Source organism: Halomonas urumqiensis (assembly GCF_003028575.1).
Taxonomy (GTDB): Bacteria; Pseudomonadota; Gammaproteobacteria; order Pseudomonadales; family Halomonadaceae; genus Halomonas; species Halomonas urumqiensis.
Genome location: NZ_PYUD01000005.1, coordinates 74,684 through 88,250, shown reverse-complemented (window position 1 = coordinate 88,250; position 13,567 = coordinate 74,684). Strand labels below are relative to the sequence as shown.

The window sequence follows — 13,567 nt, the reverse complement described above, 5'->3', positions numbered from 1 at the left end:
AGTCGCGATATGATACTAGCAGGCTAATTGTTTTGTGCCAGTTTGTCCTGTGGTCAGCAAGCCGCGACGAGATCGCGGGCTTTCCGCAAGGTCGATATCATCGACCAGTGGCTTGCGTCCGTCCGGCTTCGTCCCCTGGTGGGCGCATCATGAGCGCGAGTGAAATGACAGGGGCATCTGGCGTGAGCATACCCCTGGGGTGCTGCGGCTTTCGGCTGTTTTAGGGCTGCGGGATGCCTAGTGTTTCCGGCGAGACCTTGGCCGAGCCGGCGTCTTCCATGGCCCAGGTGGTCACCGACTGCCAGCGGCTCAGGAAATCTCCCGCCTCTTCACCCTGCAGGTTGAGCGAGGTGGCCCCGTTGCGGGCCAAGAAGGCCTGGAACTCATCCTGAGCGATCGCCTCGGAATAGGCGTTCTCCAGAGTGGCCTTGATGTCGTCTGGAGTATCCTTGTGGACATAGGCACCCCAGAACGGCCCCCAGGGCAGGAAACTATCCATCTCCGGCAGGAAATCAGTGATTGGCGGCACCTCGGGCAGTTGTTCCACGGGCTCGGAGCTCAACACCGCCAGTGCCTTGAGGTTGCCAGCACGGATCTGTTCCTGGGCTGAGGCCAAGGCCATGGGCATGAAGTCGATATGGTTGCCAAGCAGGGCGGTGATGGCTGGGCCATCGCCGCCAAAGGTCACCGAACGCACGTCCAGCTCGTCCACGGCATTGAGCATCGCAAGCACGGTGCTTGGCAGGCCGCCGGGGCCGGCGTCACCCATCCGCAGTTCGCCCGGCTTGGCCTGGGCCTCGGCTAGCAGATCACTGAAGTCGTTCCACTTCTTGGAGGGCGGCGCGACAATCAGCACGATGCCCTGGCCGATCAGGCCAACCGGGTGCAGGTCGCCATAGTCGAAGTCCGCGAGCGCAAGTACTGGATAGAGTTGGGCGTTCTCGGCACCGTAGAGCAGGGAGTAGCCGTTGGCCGGGCGTGTGCGCACGACATTTGTGCCGATCACACCGGTGCCGCCGGGACGGTTGGTGATCACGATGTCGGTATCGAGGATCTCCTCCACGTGGGGGGTGAGGCTCCTGGCCATGTTGTCGGTGGAGCCGCCCGCGCCCCAGGGCACCACGGCATCGATGCGGCGTTCGGGATAGTCGGCGAGAACCTGGGGGGTAGCCGCCAGGGGAGCAGCCGTGACCAGCAGGGTAGTGGCAAGGCGCGACAGTCGCTTGTGTTTGTGCATTTCAGGTCTCCTTGTCTTCCAGTAGAAAATCGACCATCAGGTCGCGCACGGCGGCGAACATTTCGACACCGCGCAGTGTGTGGCAGCCACGCTCGCTGGCGGCCGCCAGCCAAGGGGTGATTTCGGGGGCGGTTATCACATCGCCAGCCAGGGTCTTGGGAGAGAGCCCCGCCAGCTCGAAGGGCAGTGGGTCGTCCTGTGCCATGCCGCATGGAGTGGCGTTGATCACCAGGTCGAAGCCGGTGGGGTTGCGACTACCGATGGTGACCTCGCCGAGTTCCAGGCCGGCGAGGCGCGTAATCAGGGCGTCGCGGCGCGCGGTATCCTCGTCATGGATGGACAGCCGGGCGACGCCAGCTTGGACCAGTGCCTCGGCGATGGCGGATCCTGCTCCGCCGGCCCCCGCCATCAGGGCACTGCATCCACGGGGCTCAAAGCCCTTCTTCATCAGGGCCGCCACATAGGCGAGCCCATCCACCTGATCTCCATACCAGCACCCGTTGGCGTCCCGGCGCATCACGTTAACGGCTCCCAGGAAATTGGCCCGTTCGGTTGCTGCGGCACAGTGGCCGTGGGCGGCAAACTTGTGAGGGACGGTGACAATCAAGCCGTCCAGGTTGCGCGCCAGGGAAGCACCGCTGATGAAGGCATCAAGGGCATCGGAGGCGATATGCAGCGGCGCCAGTAAGGCGTTGCGACCTTCTTTTTGCATCGACTGGGTCACCCCCAGGGGAGATTTCACCTGGGCGATGGGGTCTCCGAGGACCAGGTAGAGGCGCGTGGCGCCGTCGAGTTGTTCGATCATGGCAAGACTCTTGCGATGTATGTATGCGGAACATAGTAGAACATATTTAAAAAATGGAATAGCATTCAATTAATGCATATTGTTCTGTAGTGGTCACTCTTCGCTATGATCATCACAGGGCGGCCCAAACATGGCACTCTATGGGCCTCGACTGCTTTCGAAAGGAAACGCCCATGGCTGGTGTGATGGAAAGAACGCTGGGAATACTGGAGCTGTTGGGGCGTGAGGCCGAGGGATTGCCTCTGGCCGAGATCGCCGAACGGCTCGGCATGCCGCGCAGCGCGGCACATCGTCTGCTGACCGACCTGGTCCGCTACGGTTATGTGCGCCAGGTACGCGACCAGGGGGACTACATGCTGACCACCAAGCTGGTCTCCTTGGGGCTCGGCTTCCTCGGCGAGATGGGTATCCTCGACGCTGCCCAGCCGCTGCTCGACCGCCTGGCGGAGCGCAGCGGTGAACTGGTGCGACTGGCGGTGGTCGACGGCCGCCGTCTGACCTGGGTGGCCAAGGCTCAGGGCGCCACCCGTGGTCTGCGCTACGACCCGGACATGGGCGCCGTGGCCAAACTTTCCTGCAGCTCTTCGGGACTCGCCTGGCTTTCAACCCTGAGCGACGAGACGGCTCTGGAGCTTGTTGCGGAGCAGGGGTTTGGCAATGTCGAGGAGTACGGTCCTAATGCGCCGACTACTGTCGCCGCCTTGCTCGAGTCACTGCGTGAGACGCGTATGCGAGGCTTTAGTCTCACCATGGAAACTTTCGCTCCTGGTATGAACGCCATTGCCGTGCCGGTGCGGCGCGGCGACCAGCCCGCCATTGGGACTCTCAGCATCGCCGGGCCCAGTATCCGTTTCACCGAGGAGCGCATGCTGGTGATGGGCGAGGCGCTTCTCAACGTAGCCGATGAACTGGCCGCTTCCACCTCGGCTTCCAGCTTGCTCCGTGCAGGCCGCCCCTCCACCGCCTCGCAGCTGTAGCTTGGCCCGATGACCCAGGAGTGATCCCATGCCCCCCGAGTCCCTTCCCTGCTCCGCCACCGACCTGGCGTGCGACCTGCTGGTGATCGGCTCCGGAGCCGGGGGGCTTGCCACGGCGGTCACCGCGGCCCACCTGGGGCTCAAGGTGATTGTCGTTGAGAAGGCCCCCGTACTGGGTGGCACCACCGCATGGTCGGGTGGCTGGATGTGGATCCCCCGCAACCCCCTGGCGCGGGAGGCGGGTATCGATGAGCCTCCGGAGGCGCCGCGGGCTTATCTGCGCGAGGAGTTGGGGGAAGGCTTTGCGCCGGAACGGCTCGAAATGTTCCTGTCCCAGGGGCCGGCCATGGTCGACTTCTTTCGTCGCCACACGGCGCTGGACTTCGTTGATGGCAACCGGGTGGCCGACTTCCACGGCCACCAACCCCATGCGTCCACGGGCGGCCGTTCGTTGTGCGCGGCGCCCTTTGACGGGCGCCAGCTTGGCCGAGCGATTCGTCTGCTGCGCCCGCCGCTGGACTTGCACTCCCTGTGGGGCATGGGCATCGCCGCTGGGGCCGACCTGGGCCACTTCCTCAAGGCGACGCGCTCGCTCACCTCCTTCACGCATGTCACCCGCCGGGTGTTGCGGCATGTTCGCGACCTGGCGATCTACCGGCGTGGTATGCAACTGGTCGGTGGCAACGCGCTGGTCGCGGCGTTATTGAAGAGCGCCCTCGATCAGGGGGTGACGCTGCTGCCGTCGAGTCCGGCGCGCAGGCTACTGCATGAAGGTGGCCGGGTCACGGGCGCAGTGATTGATATGCCGAGCGGCGAACAACGTGTGTGGGCCCGTCGCGGCGTAGTGCTGGCGGCCGGGGGCTTTCCCCACGATACCCGCCGCCATTCCGCATTGCTGCCCCATGTGGTCGCTGGCACCCCGCACTATTCTGCGGCGCCGCTTACCAACACCGGCGATGGCCTGAGCCTGGCCGAGGCGGTAGGCGCACGGGTGCGAGCCTTCGACTTCTCCAATGCCGCCTGGGCGCCGGTGTCGTTGGTGCCGCGCCGCGACGGAAGTATCGGGCGTTTCCCGCACCTGATCGACCGCGCCAAGCCAGGGCTGATCGCAGTGACCCGCGATGGCAGTCGATTCGTCAATGAGGCCGGCTCCTATCACGATTTCATGCGGGCGCTGTTCGCCGCCGTGCCAGAGGGTGAGCCGTTGGAAGCCTGGCTGGTCTGCGACCACCGTTTCCAGCGCCGCTATGGGTTCGGCATATCACGGCCGGCGCCTCTGCCGCTCTCGCCCTGGCAGCGCAACGGCTACCTCAGGAGCGGTGCGACGCCAGAGATGCTTGCCGAAGCCTGCGGTATCGACCCTGCAGGCCTCGCCGCCACGCTTGCGACCTACAACCGCCATGCAGCACTCGGCGAAGATCCCGCCTTCGGTCGCGGGGATACTCCCTACCAATGTGGCATGGGCGATTCGGAGTGCACGCCCAATCCCTGCGTGGCGCCTATAGAGCGCGGCCCTTTCCATGCCATCAAGGTGTTGCCTGGTAGCCTCGGTACCTTCGCGGGCCTGGCAGCGGACGAGAATGGCTGCGTGCTGGCCGAGGGCGAGCGCCCCATCCCTGGCCTCTATGCTGCCGGCAACGACATGGCCAGCGTGATGGCCGGCCGCTACCCCAGCGGCGGTATCACCCTGGGGCCGGCCATGACATTCGGCTATGTGACCGCCCACCATGCCGCCGGACACGCGCTCAGGACAGCCGTTTTATCGTCCTCATTCTCGCCGGTCGGCGAGCCATCCGTGGGCTAGCAGAGGAGCGTTGCCATGGCCCGAGATTATTCACTTTCACACCTGACCACCGAGGGGCTGCGCCCACCCGAGATGCTCGAGGTGGCGGCTCGCACCGGCTATCACCATGCCGGTCTTCGACTGCTGCCGGCCGCACCGGGCGGTCTGGCCTTCCCATTAATGGAGGAACCAGCCCTGCGTCGCGACACCCTGGCGGCCATGGCCGATACGGGGGTGACAATCTTCGACCTGGAAATGATCCGCTTGGATGCCCGCTTCCAGGTCGATGATTATCTGGCCTTTTTCGAGGTGGGTGCCGAACTGGGCGCCCGGGTGATCCTGGTCGCAGCCGACGATCCGGATCCGGGCCGCCTTGTCGCCTCTTATGCGGCCCTGTGCGAGGCGGCACGGCCCTTCGGGCTCACCTGCGATCTGGAGTTCATGCCCTGGACCCGAGTCCCCGATCTGGCCACGGCGCAGCACATCGTCGCGCAGGCCAAGCAGCCCAACAGCGGCATCATCGTCGATGCCCTGCACTTCGACCGTTCCGGTGGCCGGCCCGTGCAACTCGCCGAGTTGCCCCGCGATTGGCTGCACTATGCCCAGCTCTGCGATGGCCCGGCCCAGCGTCCGGTGGAAGAGGCCGAGCTGATCCACGCGGCGCGTACCGAGCGTTGGCTGCCCGGCGAGGGAGGCATCGACCTGGCCGGCTTCTGGCGCGAGCTACCGGCCGACCTGCCGGTCAGCGTCGAGGTGCCGAACCAGCGGCGCATCGCCGAGCTTGGCCACGAGCGCTGGGCCCGGGAGGCACTGTTGGCCAGCCAGCGTCTGATCGAGAGCCTGGAACCATGATGACCCCGAGAGCAGGAGAGATCGTATGCGAGTCTTGATCACCGGCGCGAGCCGCGGTATCGGTGCAGGCATTGCCCGAAAGCTGGCTCATGACGCCCTGGCCAGAGGCGAGACCCCGCACCTGGCCCTGACCGCCAGTCGTCAAAGTGAGGAGCTCGCCGCCATCGTGGCCGAGCTAGAAGGCCTGGGCGCCCGAGCCACGGCGCTGGTCGGCGACATGGCAGACCCGGCGAGTCCGGCACGGCTGGTGGAGGAGGCATTGGCCTTCTGCCAGGGCCTGGACGGAGTGGTGTCCAATGTCGGTATCATGGCTCCCGGGCGGCTGGCGGAATTGGACCAGGCCGACTGGGATCGGCTCTTCGACGTCAACGTGCGGGGTACCTGGTTGTTGGCCAAGGCTGTCTACCCGGCACTTAAGGCCAGCCGCGGCAGCCTGGTCAACATCGCCTCCATGGTGGGCGTCCAGCCCCATCCGGGCAGCGGTGCCTATTCCAGCAGCAAGGCGGCGGTCATCATGCTCAGCCAGCAGTTGGCCCAGGAGTGGGCGGCCGATGGGGTGCGGGTCAATAGCATCTCGCCGGGCATGATCCACACCTCGGCCACCGACAAGCTCTACCAGCATCCTGAAGTGGCTGCGAGGCGCGAGAAGGTGATTCCTCTTCACGAGATCGGCCAGCCGGCTCATATCGCTGGCGTCGTCGCCTTCCTGCTCAGCGAAAACGCCGCCTACGTAACCGGCCAGAACCTTCTCGCCGACGGCGGTTTCGCCGGCTCCATTATGGGCCATATCCCTGGCCTGCCGTCCAAGGGGTAGCCCCCCAGATTTAGATGACCACCCCAGACGACAAGGCCCCCGGTAGAAGCCGGGGGCCTTGTCGGTGGCAGGGAGAGCCTATTTGATCCGAAGCCTGCTTCGGTATTACGCGGAGCGTTTCTCCGTTTGCGAGTTCGCCTGGTCCGCCGCGGCATTCTGGACGACTCGCCACGCCATCACCATGGCCGGCCCCAGGGTGGTGCCGGGGCCGGGATAGGTACCGCGGAACATCGAACCCAGGTCGTTGCCGCAGGCGTAGAGCCCACGGATTGGCCGTGCGTTCGCATCCAGCACCCGGCCGTCCTCATCGCCCTGGAGGCCGACGCTACTGGCCAGGTCAGCCGGCCATACCGCCAGGGCGTAGTAGGGTCCGGGTCCGAGCGGGCGCACGCAAGGGTTGGGGGTCTGCTCGGGGTCGCCGTTAAAGCGGTTCATGGCGCTCGTGCCGCGGCCAAAGGCGGGGTCTTCGCCGCGTTCGGCATCGCGATTGTAGTCGGCCAGGGTCTGCTCCAGGGTGGCCGGGTCGACGCCAATCTTGTCGGCCAGCGCCTGGGGCGATGCCCCTTCGATCAGGTAGCCGGCCTTCAGAAACGGCTTGAGGCGACGGCTCCCGTGGAACACCATGCCGAGGATGTACTTGTCGAGGAAAGCCCGGTCACAGATCAGGTGGGCGGGCTTGTCCGGCGCCTGTTCGGGTGAGCGCAGCATGCCCATCACGAAGTCGTGGTAGGAGTCCGACTCGTTGACAAAGCGCCGCCCGGCGCTGTTCACCGCGATCAGCCCCGGCTTGGCACGGTCGAGGATAATGTGCGGCCACATCAGCTCCGTACCGTCCTTGCGCTTGAGGATCGAGCAGGGCATCCACAGGCCGGGGCTGTCGAGCCCCTCGGCCAGGGCCGCGCCGCCGGCCAGCGCCGTCTCGACGCCGTCACCGGTGTTGGTCTCCGGAGCCAGGCTGTAGCGTCGAGTGGCCTCGGGATAGAGTTGATCACGTAGCCTCGGGTTACGGGCGATACCACCAGTGGCCAGGACTACGCCGCGGCGCGCGCGAATCCGGCGATGCCCATCCGGGCCTGCCATGATGGCACCTGCCACCGCATCCCCCTCCTTGACCAACTCGACCAGTCGCGTCTCGAAGCGTAGCGGGACATCGTGCTGGCGAAGGCTGTAGAGCAGTTGGGCGACCAGGGCATTACCCATGACCAGGCGGGTACCACGCGAGTAGCGCAGGCGGTCGAAGGCGTAGCGCAGCACCGTGGTCGCGGCCAGGCGGAAGTTGGCCAGTGAGGCCAAGGGGTGAAGCAGGGCGTCGATCTCGTTGCGTGCCGTCATCATGCCGCCCAAGGCCAGGAACTCGCGCCGCGGCGGTCGGACCCGGGCGAAGTCGCTCTTGCCTAGCCTGCGGCCATCGAAGGGGAGCGGGGCCAGGGCGCGTCCGCCGTAGGCCTCACCAGGCTGGTTGCCAATATAGTCAGGATGGGCCTTGGCGGCGACCAGATTGACAGCGGTCTTTTCTTGAAGTAACTCAACCACTTTCGGGCCGGCCTCGAGGAAGGCGGCGCGCTGGGCGTCGCCACCGCGTTCGCCAACCACGGCCTCGAGGAAGCTAGCAGCGGCCTCGGTGGTGTCGGGTACCCCGGCTTCAACGCTCAGGTGGGTGCCGGGTATCCAGATGGTCCCGCCGGAGGTGGAGGTGATGCCGCCCACCATTTCGGTCTTCTCGCACAGCAGCACCTCGAGCCCCTTGAGGGTGCCGGCCAGGGCTGCGGTCATGCCACCGGCCCCGGCTCCTACAATCAGAAGGTCGACCTCCTCGTCCCAGCTTGGCCTCGTCTTGTCCGGCATACACCACCTCACAGCATTATCGGGCCGCCGAGCAGCGGCTTTTCAGAAGTTATTTCAATATCTGAATAGTGTTCCATTTTCAGTGTTTCGACAAGCCCCGTCCGCACCCGCGGTTAACCTGGCCGCTTTCAAGGGGTGAGTGGTACCTGCCGCTGGCCGGTCCGTGCGGCCTCCTGGATGGCATCTATCACCGCCAGGGTGCGAGCGGCATCGGCCACGCTGACCAGCGGCTCGGCCAGGCCACGGGCCACCTTGAGGAAGTGCGCGAGCTGGCGCTGCTGGGCGCTGTCTTGGGGATAGCGGTGCGATTCGCAGACCAGCTGATGCTGCCAGCCGCGTGTATCGCCATAGCGCCATAGGGTGAGCTGCGGTATGGACAGCGCGCCCTCGCTACCTGCCAGGAAGTAGCAGCTTTGCTCAAGGTGCTTGGCAAAGATCGGCACCTCGTTGACGTTCTGGTCCCAGCCCCAGGGGGAGACTACAGCGTCCGATCCGGTAAGGCTGCCGAGGGCACCATTGGCGAACTCAAGTTGGATGACGGCGCTGTCCTCCACCTCGAAGCCACGCAGGGAGTTTTGGGTCATGGCCTGCACGGAGGCGATCTCGCCGCACAAGTGGCGCAGCAGGTCCAGGTCGTGGACCAGGTTGATCAGGATCACCCCAGCCCCGGGTCGACGGCGCCACTCCATCGAGAAATAGTCGTCGGGCTTGCAGGTCTGCCACATGCCGGTGACGGTGGCCAAGCGGCCGAGCCGGCCCTCGTCGATGATCGCCTTGGCGCGTTCCGCCACAGGATTGTGGCGGCGATGGTGACCGACCAGAATCGGTACACTGTGACGCTGCTGGGCGGCAATCAACTGGCTCGCCTCTTCCCGCGAGCAGGCCACCGGCTTCTCCAGCAGGTTAGGGATCCCACGCTCCAGGCAATCGATGGCGGTGGTGACATGAAGATCGTTGGGGTTGGCGATGATCACGGCATCAGGTCGCACTTGGTCGAGCATCTCGCAATGGCCGGCGAAGTGCTTGATGCCGATTTCATCGGCCAGTGCCGAGCTGAAGGGGTCGGCGATGGCCACCAGGCTGGCGGCTGATTCCTTGGCGATATAACCGGCATGCTGACGCCCCATGGCGCCGGCGCCGATCAGGGCGATCTTCAAGGGTGTCGTCATGATTGCGGGTCTCCGATGGGAATGGGGCGTCACAGCTTGGCCAGGGTTCGACGTAGGGTGTCGAGGCTTGCAGCGATGGCGCTCGCCTCGTCGCCATGGTCGGGGTGCAGGTAGTCGATCTCCAGGGCGAGAAGGCCCTGGTAGTCATACTGTTTCAGCAGCCGCAAGGTAGCCGGGATGTCGATCAGGCCCTGCCCCAGGGGCACGCTGGGCCAGAAACCGAATGTCTTGGGGTCGCCACGGTAGGCAGTGATGTCCTTGAGGTGGGTGGCACGGGCATAGGGGGCGAGGGTCTCGATCGCCACCATCGGATCCTCGAGCATCCGCAGGTTGTTGGCGGTATCGAGGCAGACACCAAGGGCCGGGCTATCGACCGCTTCGATGAGTTCCGCCAGCTCGCCGGCCAGCAGGTCCACATGGTTCTCCACGGCCAGCACTACCCCCCGTGCCTCGGCACGCTCGGCGGCATGCTTCAGCAGCGGCAGCAGGTTGCGCCGGTGATCAACCCAGTTGACTGGCCGGGTCCGCCGTCCCCCGGCGCAAATGCGCATCACCCCTGCACCCAGCGCACAGGCCACATCGATATTGGCGAAGAGATCCTTGATAGCCTCGGGTCGGCTGCCCGAGCCGAGGCCATCCGGATGCCCCCAGGCCCAGACACGGGCGAGGCCGGCTTCGTCGAGCTTCTTGCGTAGCGCGACAAGTCGCACCGGGGAGGTGTCATCGAGCATAAAGGACTCCAACGACACGCCCTCGACGCCGAAGGCGATGGCCCGGTCGATGACCTCATCGAGGGTCATTGCCCGGTTTGGCGGGCTCTCAAGGCCCGGATATACCTCGCCGAAATAGCGGTGATAGCAGTAGGAATCGATGGCAATCTGCATGTTATTCCCCCAGGTGATAGGAGTGCGTGGCCGGCAATCAGATGCCTGAAGTCGGAGTCTTGTTCTTTAGTGGAACTATGTTCAAGTTTTTGTTGTGCGCCTATCAGGGCATGGTCTAGAGTGTTCGTCAAGAGGGCGTTGTGTTCGGATCGCGAACACGACGACCTTCCACACCAGCGATGAAGATTACAGCGATAACAATCTGGAGCCTGTCACCATGAAGAAGCCGCTTGCGACGCTTGCGCTGGCCGCCACCCTGCTGCCATTGGCCGGAACGGCCCATGCCGATTACCCAGAGCGAGACATTCATGCCACCATCCCGTGGGGTGCGGGTGGCCTGACCGACCTGGTGGCTAGAACACTGCTTCCACTTGCCGAGGAAGAGCTGGACGTATCGATCGTTCCGCATAACCGGCCCGGCGGTGGCGCGGTCATCGGGGTCAATTACGTGCGCCAGCAACGGCCTGATGGCTATAACCTGCTGGTCGGCACCCAAGACACCACTCTCTACCCGGTGCTGGATGTCGCCGACTTTGCCTATGAAGATTTCACTCCTATCAATGTGATCGGCCAGGGACTGGTGGTGATTGCCGTGCATCCCGATAGCCCCCACGAGACCCTAGGTGACCTGCTGGCCGCCATCGAGGCCGAGCCGGGTACCCTGCGCATGGGCGATGTTGGCACTGGGGCGACGCCGCATATCACCCACACCATCCTCGACGCCGTGACCGACTACGATCTCGACGTACGCAAGGTGACCTTTGGCGGTGACGGCCCCGGCATCACCGCCTTGATGGGCGAGCACATCGATTTCATGCCGCTCAGCCTGCCGCCGGCGGTGGAATACCTGAAGTCCGGGAAGCTCAAGGGGCTCGCGATCCTGTCGGAGGAGCGCATCGATCTGCTGCCGGACATTCCCGCGCTCACCGAGGACTTGCCCGAGGCGGAGGAATACCTGCCCTGGGGGTCTTTCCAGGGCATCTACGTCCACAAGGACACGCCCGAAGAGGCCAAAGCCACGCTGGCCGACGCCTTCGAGGCGGCGGTGGGCAGCGACGCCTTCACGGAACGCTACAACACCGACTTCGGCGGCGTGACGCTGAACTTGCGCGGTGAGGAAGCCCAGGAGTACATCGATAGCTGGCAGGCACTGACCAGCTGGCTACTCGAGGATGCTGGCGCCGCCAAGGTTTCTCCCGAGTCACTGGGCATCCCCCGGCCCTGAACCACTCGGTTCCCGTTTTCCTCCGCTGGAACTTGCGCCCCCGTGCTGATGCCGGGGGCGCTTTTTTGTGCTCACGCCTGGCGCTGACGGAAGGCCTTTGGCGAGAGCCCAGTGTGGCGCTTGAAGAAACGGGTGAAGTAGGCAGGCTCCGTGAAACCCAGGGCATCGGCCACTTGGCTGACGGTCATGCGGGTATAGGTGAGCAGCCGCTTGGCTTCGAGCATCACCCGCTCGTGGAGCAACTGCTGGGCGCTGGCGCCGGCCAGGCGTTGGCAGAGGGTGTTGAGGTAGGTGCCGGTGATGCCCAGCCGGGCGGCCAGCGAGGCGATCGAAGGCTGCTCCCGGTAGTGCTGTTCCACCAGCGCCTGGTAGCGCACCAGGTGGGTGTGGCCCTTGTCATGGTGGGGCAGTTGGTGGATCCGGCGCCGTTCAGCACGGCGTGCCACCAGCACTGCCAGCGCCTGGATCAAGGCGTGCAGTATCGGCTCTCGCCCCGCGGCCGGTTGGCGGTATTCGGCATGCAGCTGGGTGACCAGACTATCAATGGTGGCGGCTTCGGGCTGATCGGATAGGGGGAAATGGGCCGGCTGGAAGAAGGCCTGTCCCTGGGCGTCGAGGCGCTCGCTTAGCTCACCGATCAGCGGCCGGGAGAGGGTGATGGCATAGCCGTCGGTGTCCCGCTCGAAGTCGAAGCCATGGATCACCATGGTCGGTACCACCAGCACATTGGGCCCGGCGATGGGGTGCCCGACGCCTTCCAGGTGCAGTTCGCCCTCGCCGCGGCGGATATACAGCAGATGCATCAAGTCCGCATGGCGGTGGGGCGGGATATGCCAGTTGTGGGGACCGCTGCGCTCGCGGATCAGCTCGCAGTGCAGCAGGTCCGGCGTCGGCCAGTGCTGGGTTTCGCCATATAGCTTGAAGATCGGCACGGCCCGTTCCAGGGGATCGCTCATCGCCATTTCCTCTTATCCAGCATCCTCCCTCCCGAGCTTAGACCAAAGAGTGAAGAAACTTAGAAATTGTCCAATTTTTGTTGGTCAATGTGCCTTATTTAGCCTCTCCCTCCAATGAAAAATACAAGCTATATACGGCCATCGGGCGACTAGGCCCGGTAGCCGACACATCAGAGGAGGCATCAGATGGCAGCACAGACGACGCCAGCGGGCGATTGGCTTGGCCTGGCCGGCACCGTCCAGGTGGTCACCGGCGCGGCCAGCGGTATCGGCGCCGGCATCACCCGCGCCCTGGCCGCCGCCGGCGCCGATGTGGCCCTGCTGGACCGCAACCTGGCGGACTGCGAGGCCCTGGCGCGGGAGCTGGAGGATCTTTCCGGACAGCGCATCGCCCTGGCCTGCGATATCGCTGATGAGGCGCAGGTGCGCCAGGCGGCGGCAGCGGTCGAAGAGGCCCTGGGCCCCTGTCAGGGATTGGTCAATGGTGCAGGTATCCTGCGCCCCGGCGGGCTCGCCGAGGTGTCGCTGGACGACTGGAATGCGGTGCTTTCTGTGAACCTCACCGGCTACTTGCTCTGCGCTCGGGCCTTCGGGCAGCCAATGCGCGACCGCGAGCGCGGCAGCATCGTGCACATCGCTTCCATCTCCGCCAGCCAGCCCCAAACCTGGAGCGGTGCTTACAGTGCGAGCAAAGCGGCGGTGGCGATCCTCTCCCGCCAACTGGCCGCCGAGTGGGGCCCTCAAGGGGTGCGCAGCAATTGTGTCTCTCCGGGCATGATTCGCACCGAGCTCTCGGCGGCATTCTATGCCCAGCCCGGCGTCACCGTGGCGCGCGAAGCTTTCACGGCGAGTCGTCGCATCGGCGAGCCCGAGGACATCGCCAACGCCGTGCTCTTCCTGCTCAGCGAGCGGGCCGGCTATGTCAACGGTGCCGAGCTCGGTGTCGATGGTGGCCTGCCCTGCATGCTGATGGACAAGGTGCCGCGCCCCGGCTTCTCCGCTGACTGATCTCTATCTGAC

12 protein-coding genes are annotated in these 13,567 nt (G+C 65.0%); 6 read left to right on the top strand and 6 right to left on the bottom strand.

What is annotated here, in order from left to right; translation table 11 throughout:
• Nucleotides 1-220: 220 nt before the first annotated feature.
• Together C6V82_RS13620 and C6V82_RS13615 are read right to left on the bottom strand one after the other, a co-directional pair.
• Nucleotides 221-1,237 carry a Bug family tripartite tricarboxylate transporter substrate binding protein gene (locus tag C6V82_RS13620; RefSeq protein WP_102587882.1) on the bottom strand — a complete coding sequence of 339 codons (1,017 nt, stop codon included), beginning with the start codon at nucleotides 1,235-1,237 and terminating at the stop codon, nucleotides 221-223.
• A gap of 1 nt (nucleotide 1,238) precedes the next feature.
• Nucleotides 1,239-2,042, bottom strand: a complete 804-nt coding sequence (locus tag C6V82_RS13615; protein WP_102587883.1) for a shikimate dehydrogenase family protein — start codon at nucleotides 2,040-2,042, stop codon at nucleotides 1,239-1,241.
• 173 nt (nucleotides 2,043-2,215) lie between these two features.
• Between C6V82_RS13615 and C6V82_RS13610 the strand changes: the two genes are divergently transcribed.
• The 4 genes from C6V82_RS13610 to C6V82_RS13595 are packed head-to-tail and all read left to right on the top strand — an operon-like array spanning nucleotide 2,216 to nucleotide 6,468.
• Nucleotides 2,216-3,019: an IclR family transcriptional regulator gene (locus tag C6V82_RS13610; protein ID WP_102587884.1), complete on the top strand. Its 804-nt coding sequence runs from the start codon at nucleotides 2,216-2,218 to the stop codon at nucleotides 3,017-3,019.
• Between the two features lie 28 nt (nucleotides 3,020-3,047).
• Nucleotides 3,048-4,823, top strand: coding sequence for an FAD-dependent oxidoreductase (locus tag C6V82_RS13605; protein ID WP_102587885.1), 1,776 nt, complete (start codon nucleotides 3,048-3,050; stop codon nucleotides 4,821-4,823).
• A 15-nt stretch (nucleotides 4,824-4,838) separates the two neighbouring features.
• Nucleotides 4,839-5,654: a sugar phosphate isomerase/epimerase family protein gene (locus tag C6V82_RS13600; protein ID WP_102587886.1), complete on the top strand. Its 816-nt coding sequence runs from the start codon at nucleotides 4,839-4,841 to the stop codon at nucleotides 5,652-5,654.
• A gap of 25 nt (nucleotides 5,655-5,679) precedes the next feature.
• Nucleotides 5,680-6,468 (top strand): SDR family NAD(P)-dependent oxidoreductase, encoded by a 789-nt coding sequence (locus C6V82_RS13595; RefSeq protein ID WP_102587887.1) that lies wholly within the window; start codon nucleotides 5,680-5,682, stop codon nucleotides 6,466-6,468.
• 105 nt (nucleotides 6,469-6,573) lie between these two features.
• On the opposite strand, the gene C6V82_RS13590 is transcribed toward C6V82_RS13595, so the two are convergent.
• The 3 genes from C6V82_RS13590 to C6V82_RS13580 form a co-directional block, all read right to left on the bottom strand.
• Nucleotides 6,574-8,313 (bottom strand): FAD-dependent oxidoreductase, encoded by a 1,740-nt coding sequence (locus C6V82_RS13590; protein WP_102587888.1) that lies wholly within the window; start codon nucleotides 8,311-8,313, stop codon nucleotides 6,574-6,576.
• A 128-nt stretch (nucleotides 8,314-8,441) separates the two neighbouring features.
• Nucleotides 8,442-9,482 (bottom strand): Gfo/Idh/MocA family protein, encoded by a 1,041-nt coding sequence (locus C6V82_RS13585; RefSeq protein ID WP_102587889.1) that lies wholly within the window; start codon nucleotides 9,480-9,482, stop codon nucleotides 8,442-8,444.
• Between the two features lie 29 nt (nucleotides 9,483-9,511).
• The gene (locus tag C6V82_RS13580) at nucleotides 9,512-10,366 is read right to left on the bottom strand and encodes a sugar phosphate isomerase/epimerase family protein (protein WP_102587890.1); all 855 of its coding nucleotides are present in this window, start codon (nucleotides 10,364-10,366) and stop codon (nucleotides 9,512-9,514) included.
• Between the two features lie 217 nt (nucleotides 10,367-10,583).
• On the opposite strand from C6V82_RS13580, the gene C6V82_RS13575 reads away from it, so the two are divergent.
• On the top strand, nucleotides 10,584-11,591 hold the full coding sequence (locus C6V82_RS13575; protein ID WP_102587891.1) for a tripartite tricarboxylate transporter substrate binding protein: 1,008 nt from the start codon (nucleotides 10,584-10,586) through the stop codon (nucleotides 11,589-11,591).
• A gap of 71 nt (nucleotides 11,592-11,662) precedes the next feature.
• Here the strand turns inward: C6V82_RS13575 and C6V82_RS13570 are convergent, their stop codons facing one another.
• Complete coding sequence (locus C6V82_RS13570; protein WP_102587892.1) at nucleotides 11,663-12,547, bottom strand: helix-turn-helix domain-containing protein; 885 nt, start codon at nucleotides 12,545-12,547, stop codon at nucleotides 11,663-11,665.
• A gap of 186 nt (nucleotides 12,548-12,733) precedes the next feature.
• On the opposite strand from C6V82_RS13570, the gene C6V82_RS13565 reads away from it, so the two are divergent.
• Complete coding sequence (locus C6V82_RS13565; protein WP_102587893.1) at nucleotides 12,734-13,555, top strand: SDR family NAD(P)-dependent oxidoreductase; 822 nt, start codon at nucleotides 12,734-12,736, stop codon at nucleotides 13,553-13,555.
• Nucleotides 13,556-13,567: the final 12 nt, after the last annotated feature.

Excerpts from the sequence above, each read along its gene's own strand:
- C6V82_RS13620 (WP_102587882.1), bottom strand. The coding sequence starts at position 1,237 with ATGCACAAACACAAGCGACTGTCGCGCCTTGCCACTACCCTGCTGGTC.
- C6V82_RS13615 (WP_102587883.1), bottom strand. The coding sequence starts at position 2,042 with ATGATCGAACAACTCGACGGCGCCACGCGCCTCTACCTGGTCCTCGGA.
- C6V82_RS13610 (WP_102587884.1), top strand. The coding sequence starts at position 2,216 with ATGGCTGGTGTGATGGAAAGAACGCTGGGAATACTGGAGCTGTTGGGG.
- C6V82_RS13605 (WP_102587885.1), top strand. The coding sequence starts at position 3,048 with ATGCCCCCCGAGTCCCTTCCCTGCTCCGCCACCGACCTGGCGTGCGAC.
- C6V82_RS13600 (WP_102587886.1), top strand. The coding sequence starts at position 4,839 with ATGGCCCGAGATTATTCACTTTCACACCTGACCACCGAGGGGCTGCGC.
- C6V82_RS13595 (WP_102587887.1), top strand. The coding sequence starts at position 5,680 with ATGCGAGTCTTGATCACCGGCGCGAGCCGCGGTATCGGTGCAGGCATT.
- C6V82_RS13590 (WP_102587888.1), bottom strand. The coding sequence starts at position 8,313 with ATGCCGGACAAGACGAGGCCAAGCTGGGACGAGGAGGTCGACCTTCTG.
- C6V82_RS13585 (WP_102587889.1), bottom strand. The coding sequence starts at position 9,482 with ATGACGACACCCTTGAAGATCGCCCTGATCGGCGCCGGCGCCATGGGG.
- C6V82_RS13580 (WP_102587890.1), bottom strand. The coding sequence starts at position 10,366 with ATGCAGATTGCCATCGATTCCTACTGCTATCACCGCTATTTCGGCGAG.
- C6V82_RS13575 (WP_102587891.1), top strand. The coding sequence starts at position 10,584 with ATGAAGAAGCCGCTTGCGACGCTTGCGCTGGCCGCCACCCTGCTGCCA.
- C6V82_RS13570 (WP_102587892.1), bottom strand. The coding sequence starts at position 12,547 with ATGAGCGATCCCCTGGAACGGGCCGTGCCGATCTTCAAGCTATATGGC.
- C6V82_RS13565 (WP_102587893.1), top strand. The coding sequence starts at position 12,734 with ATGGCAGCACAGACGACGCCAGCGGGCGATTGGCTTGGCCTGGCCGGC.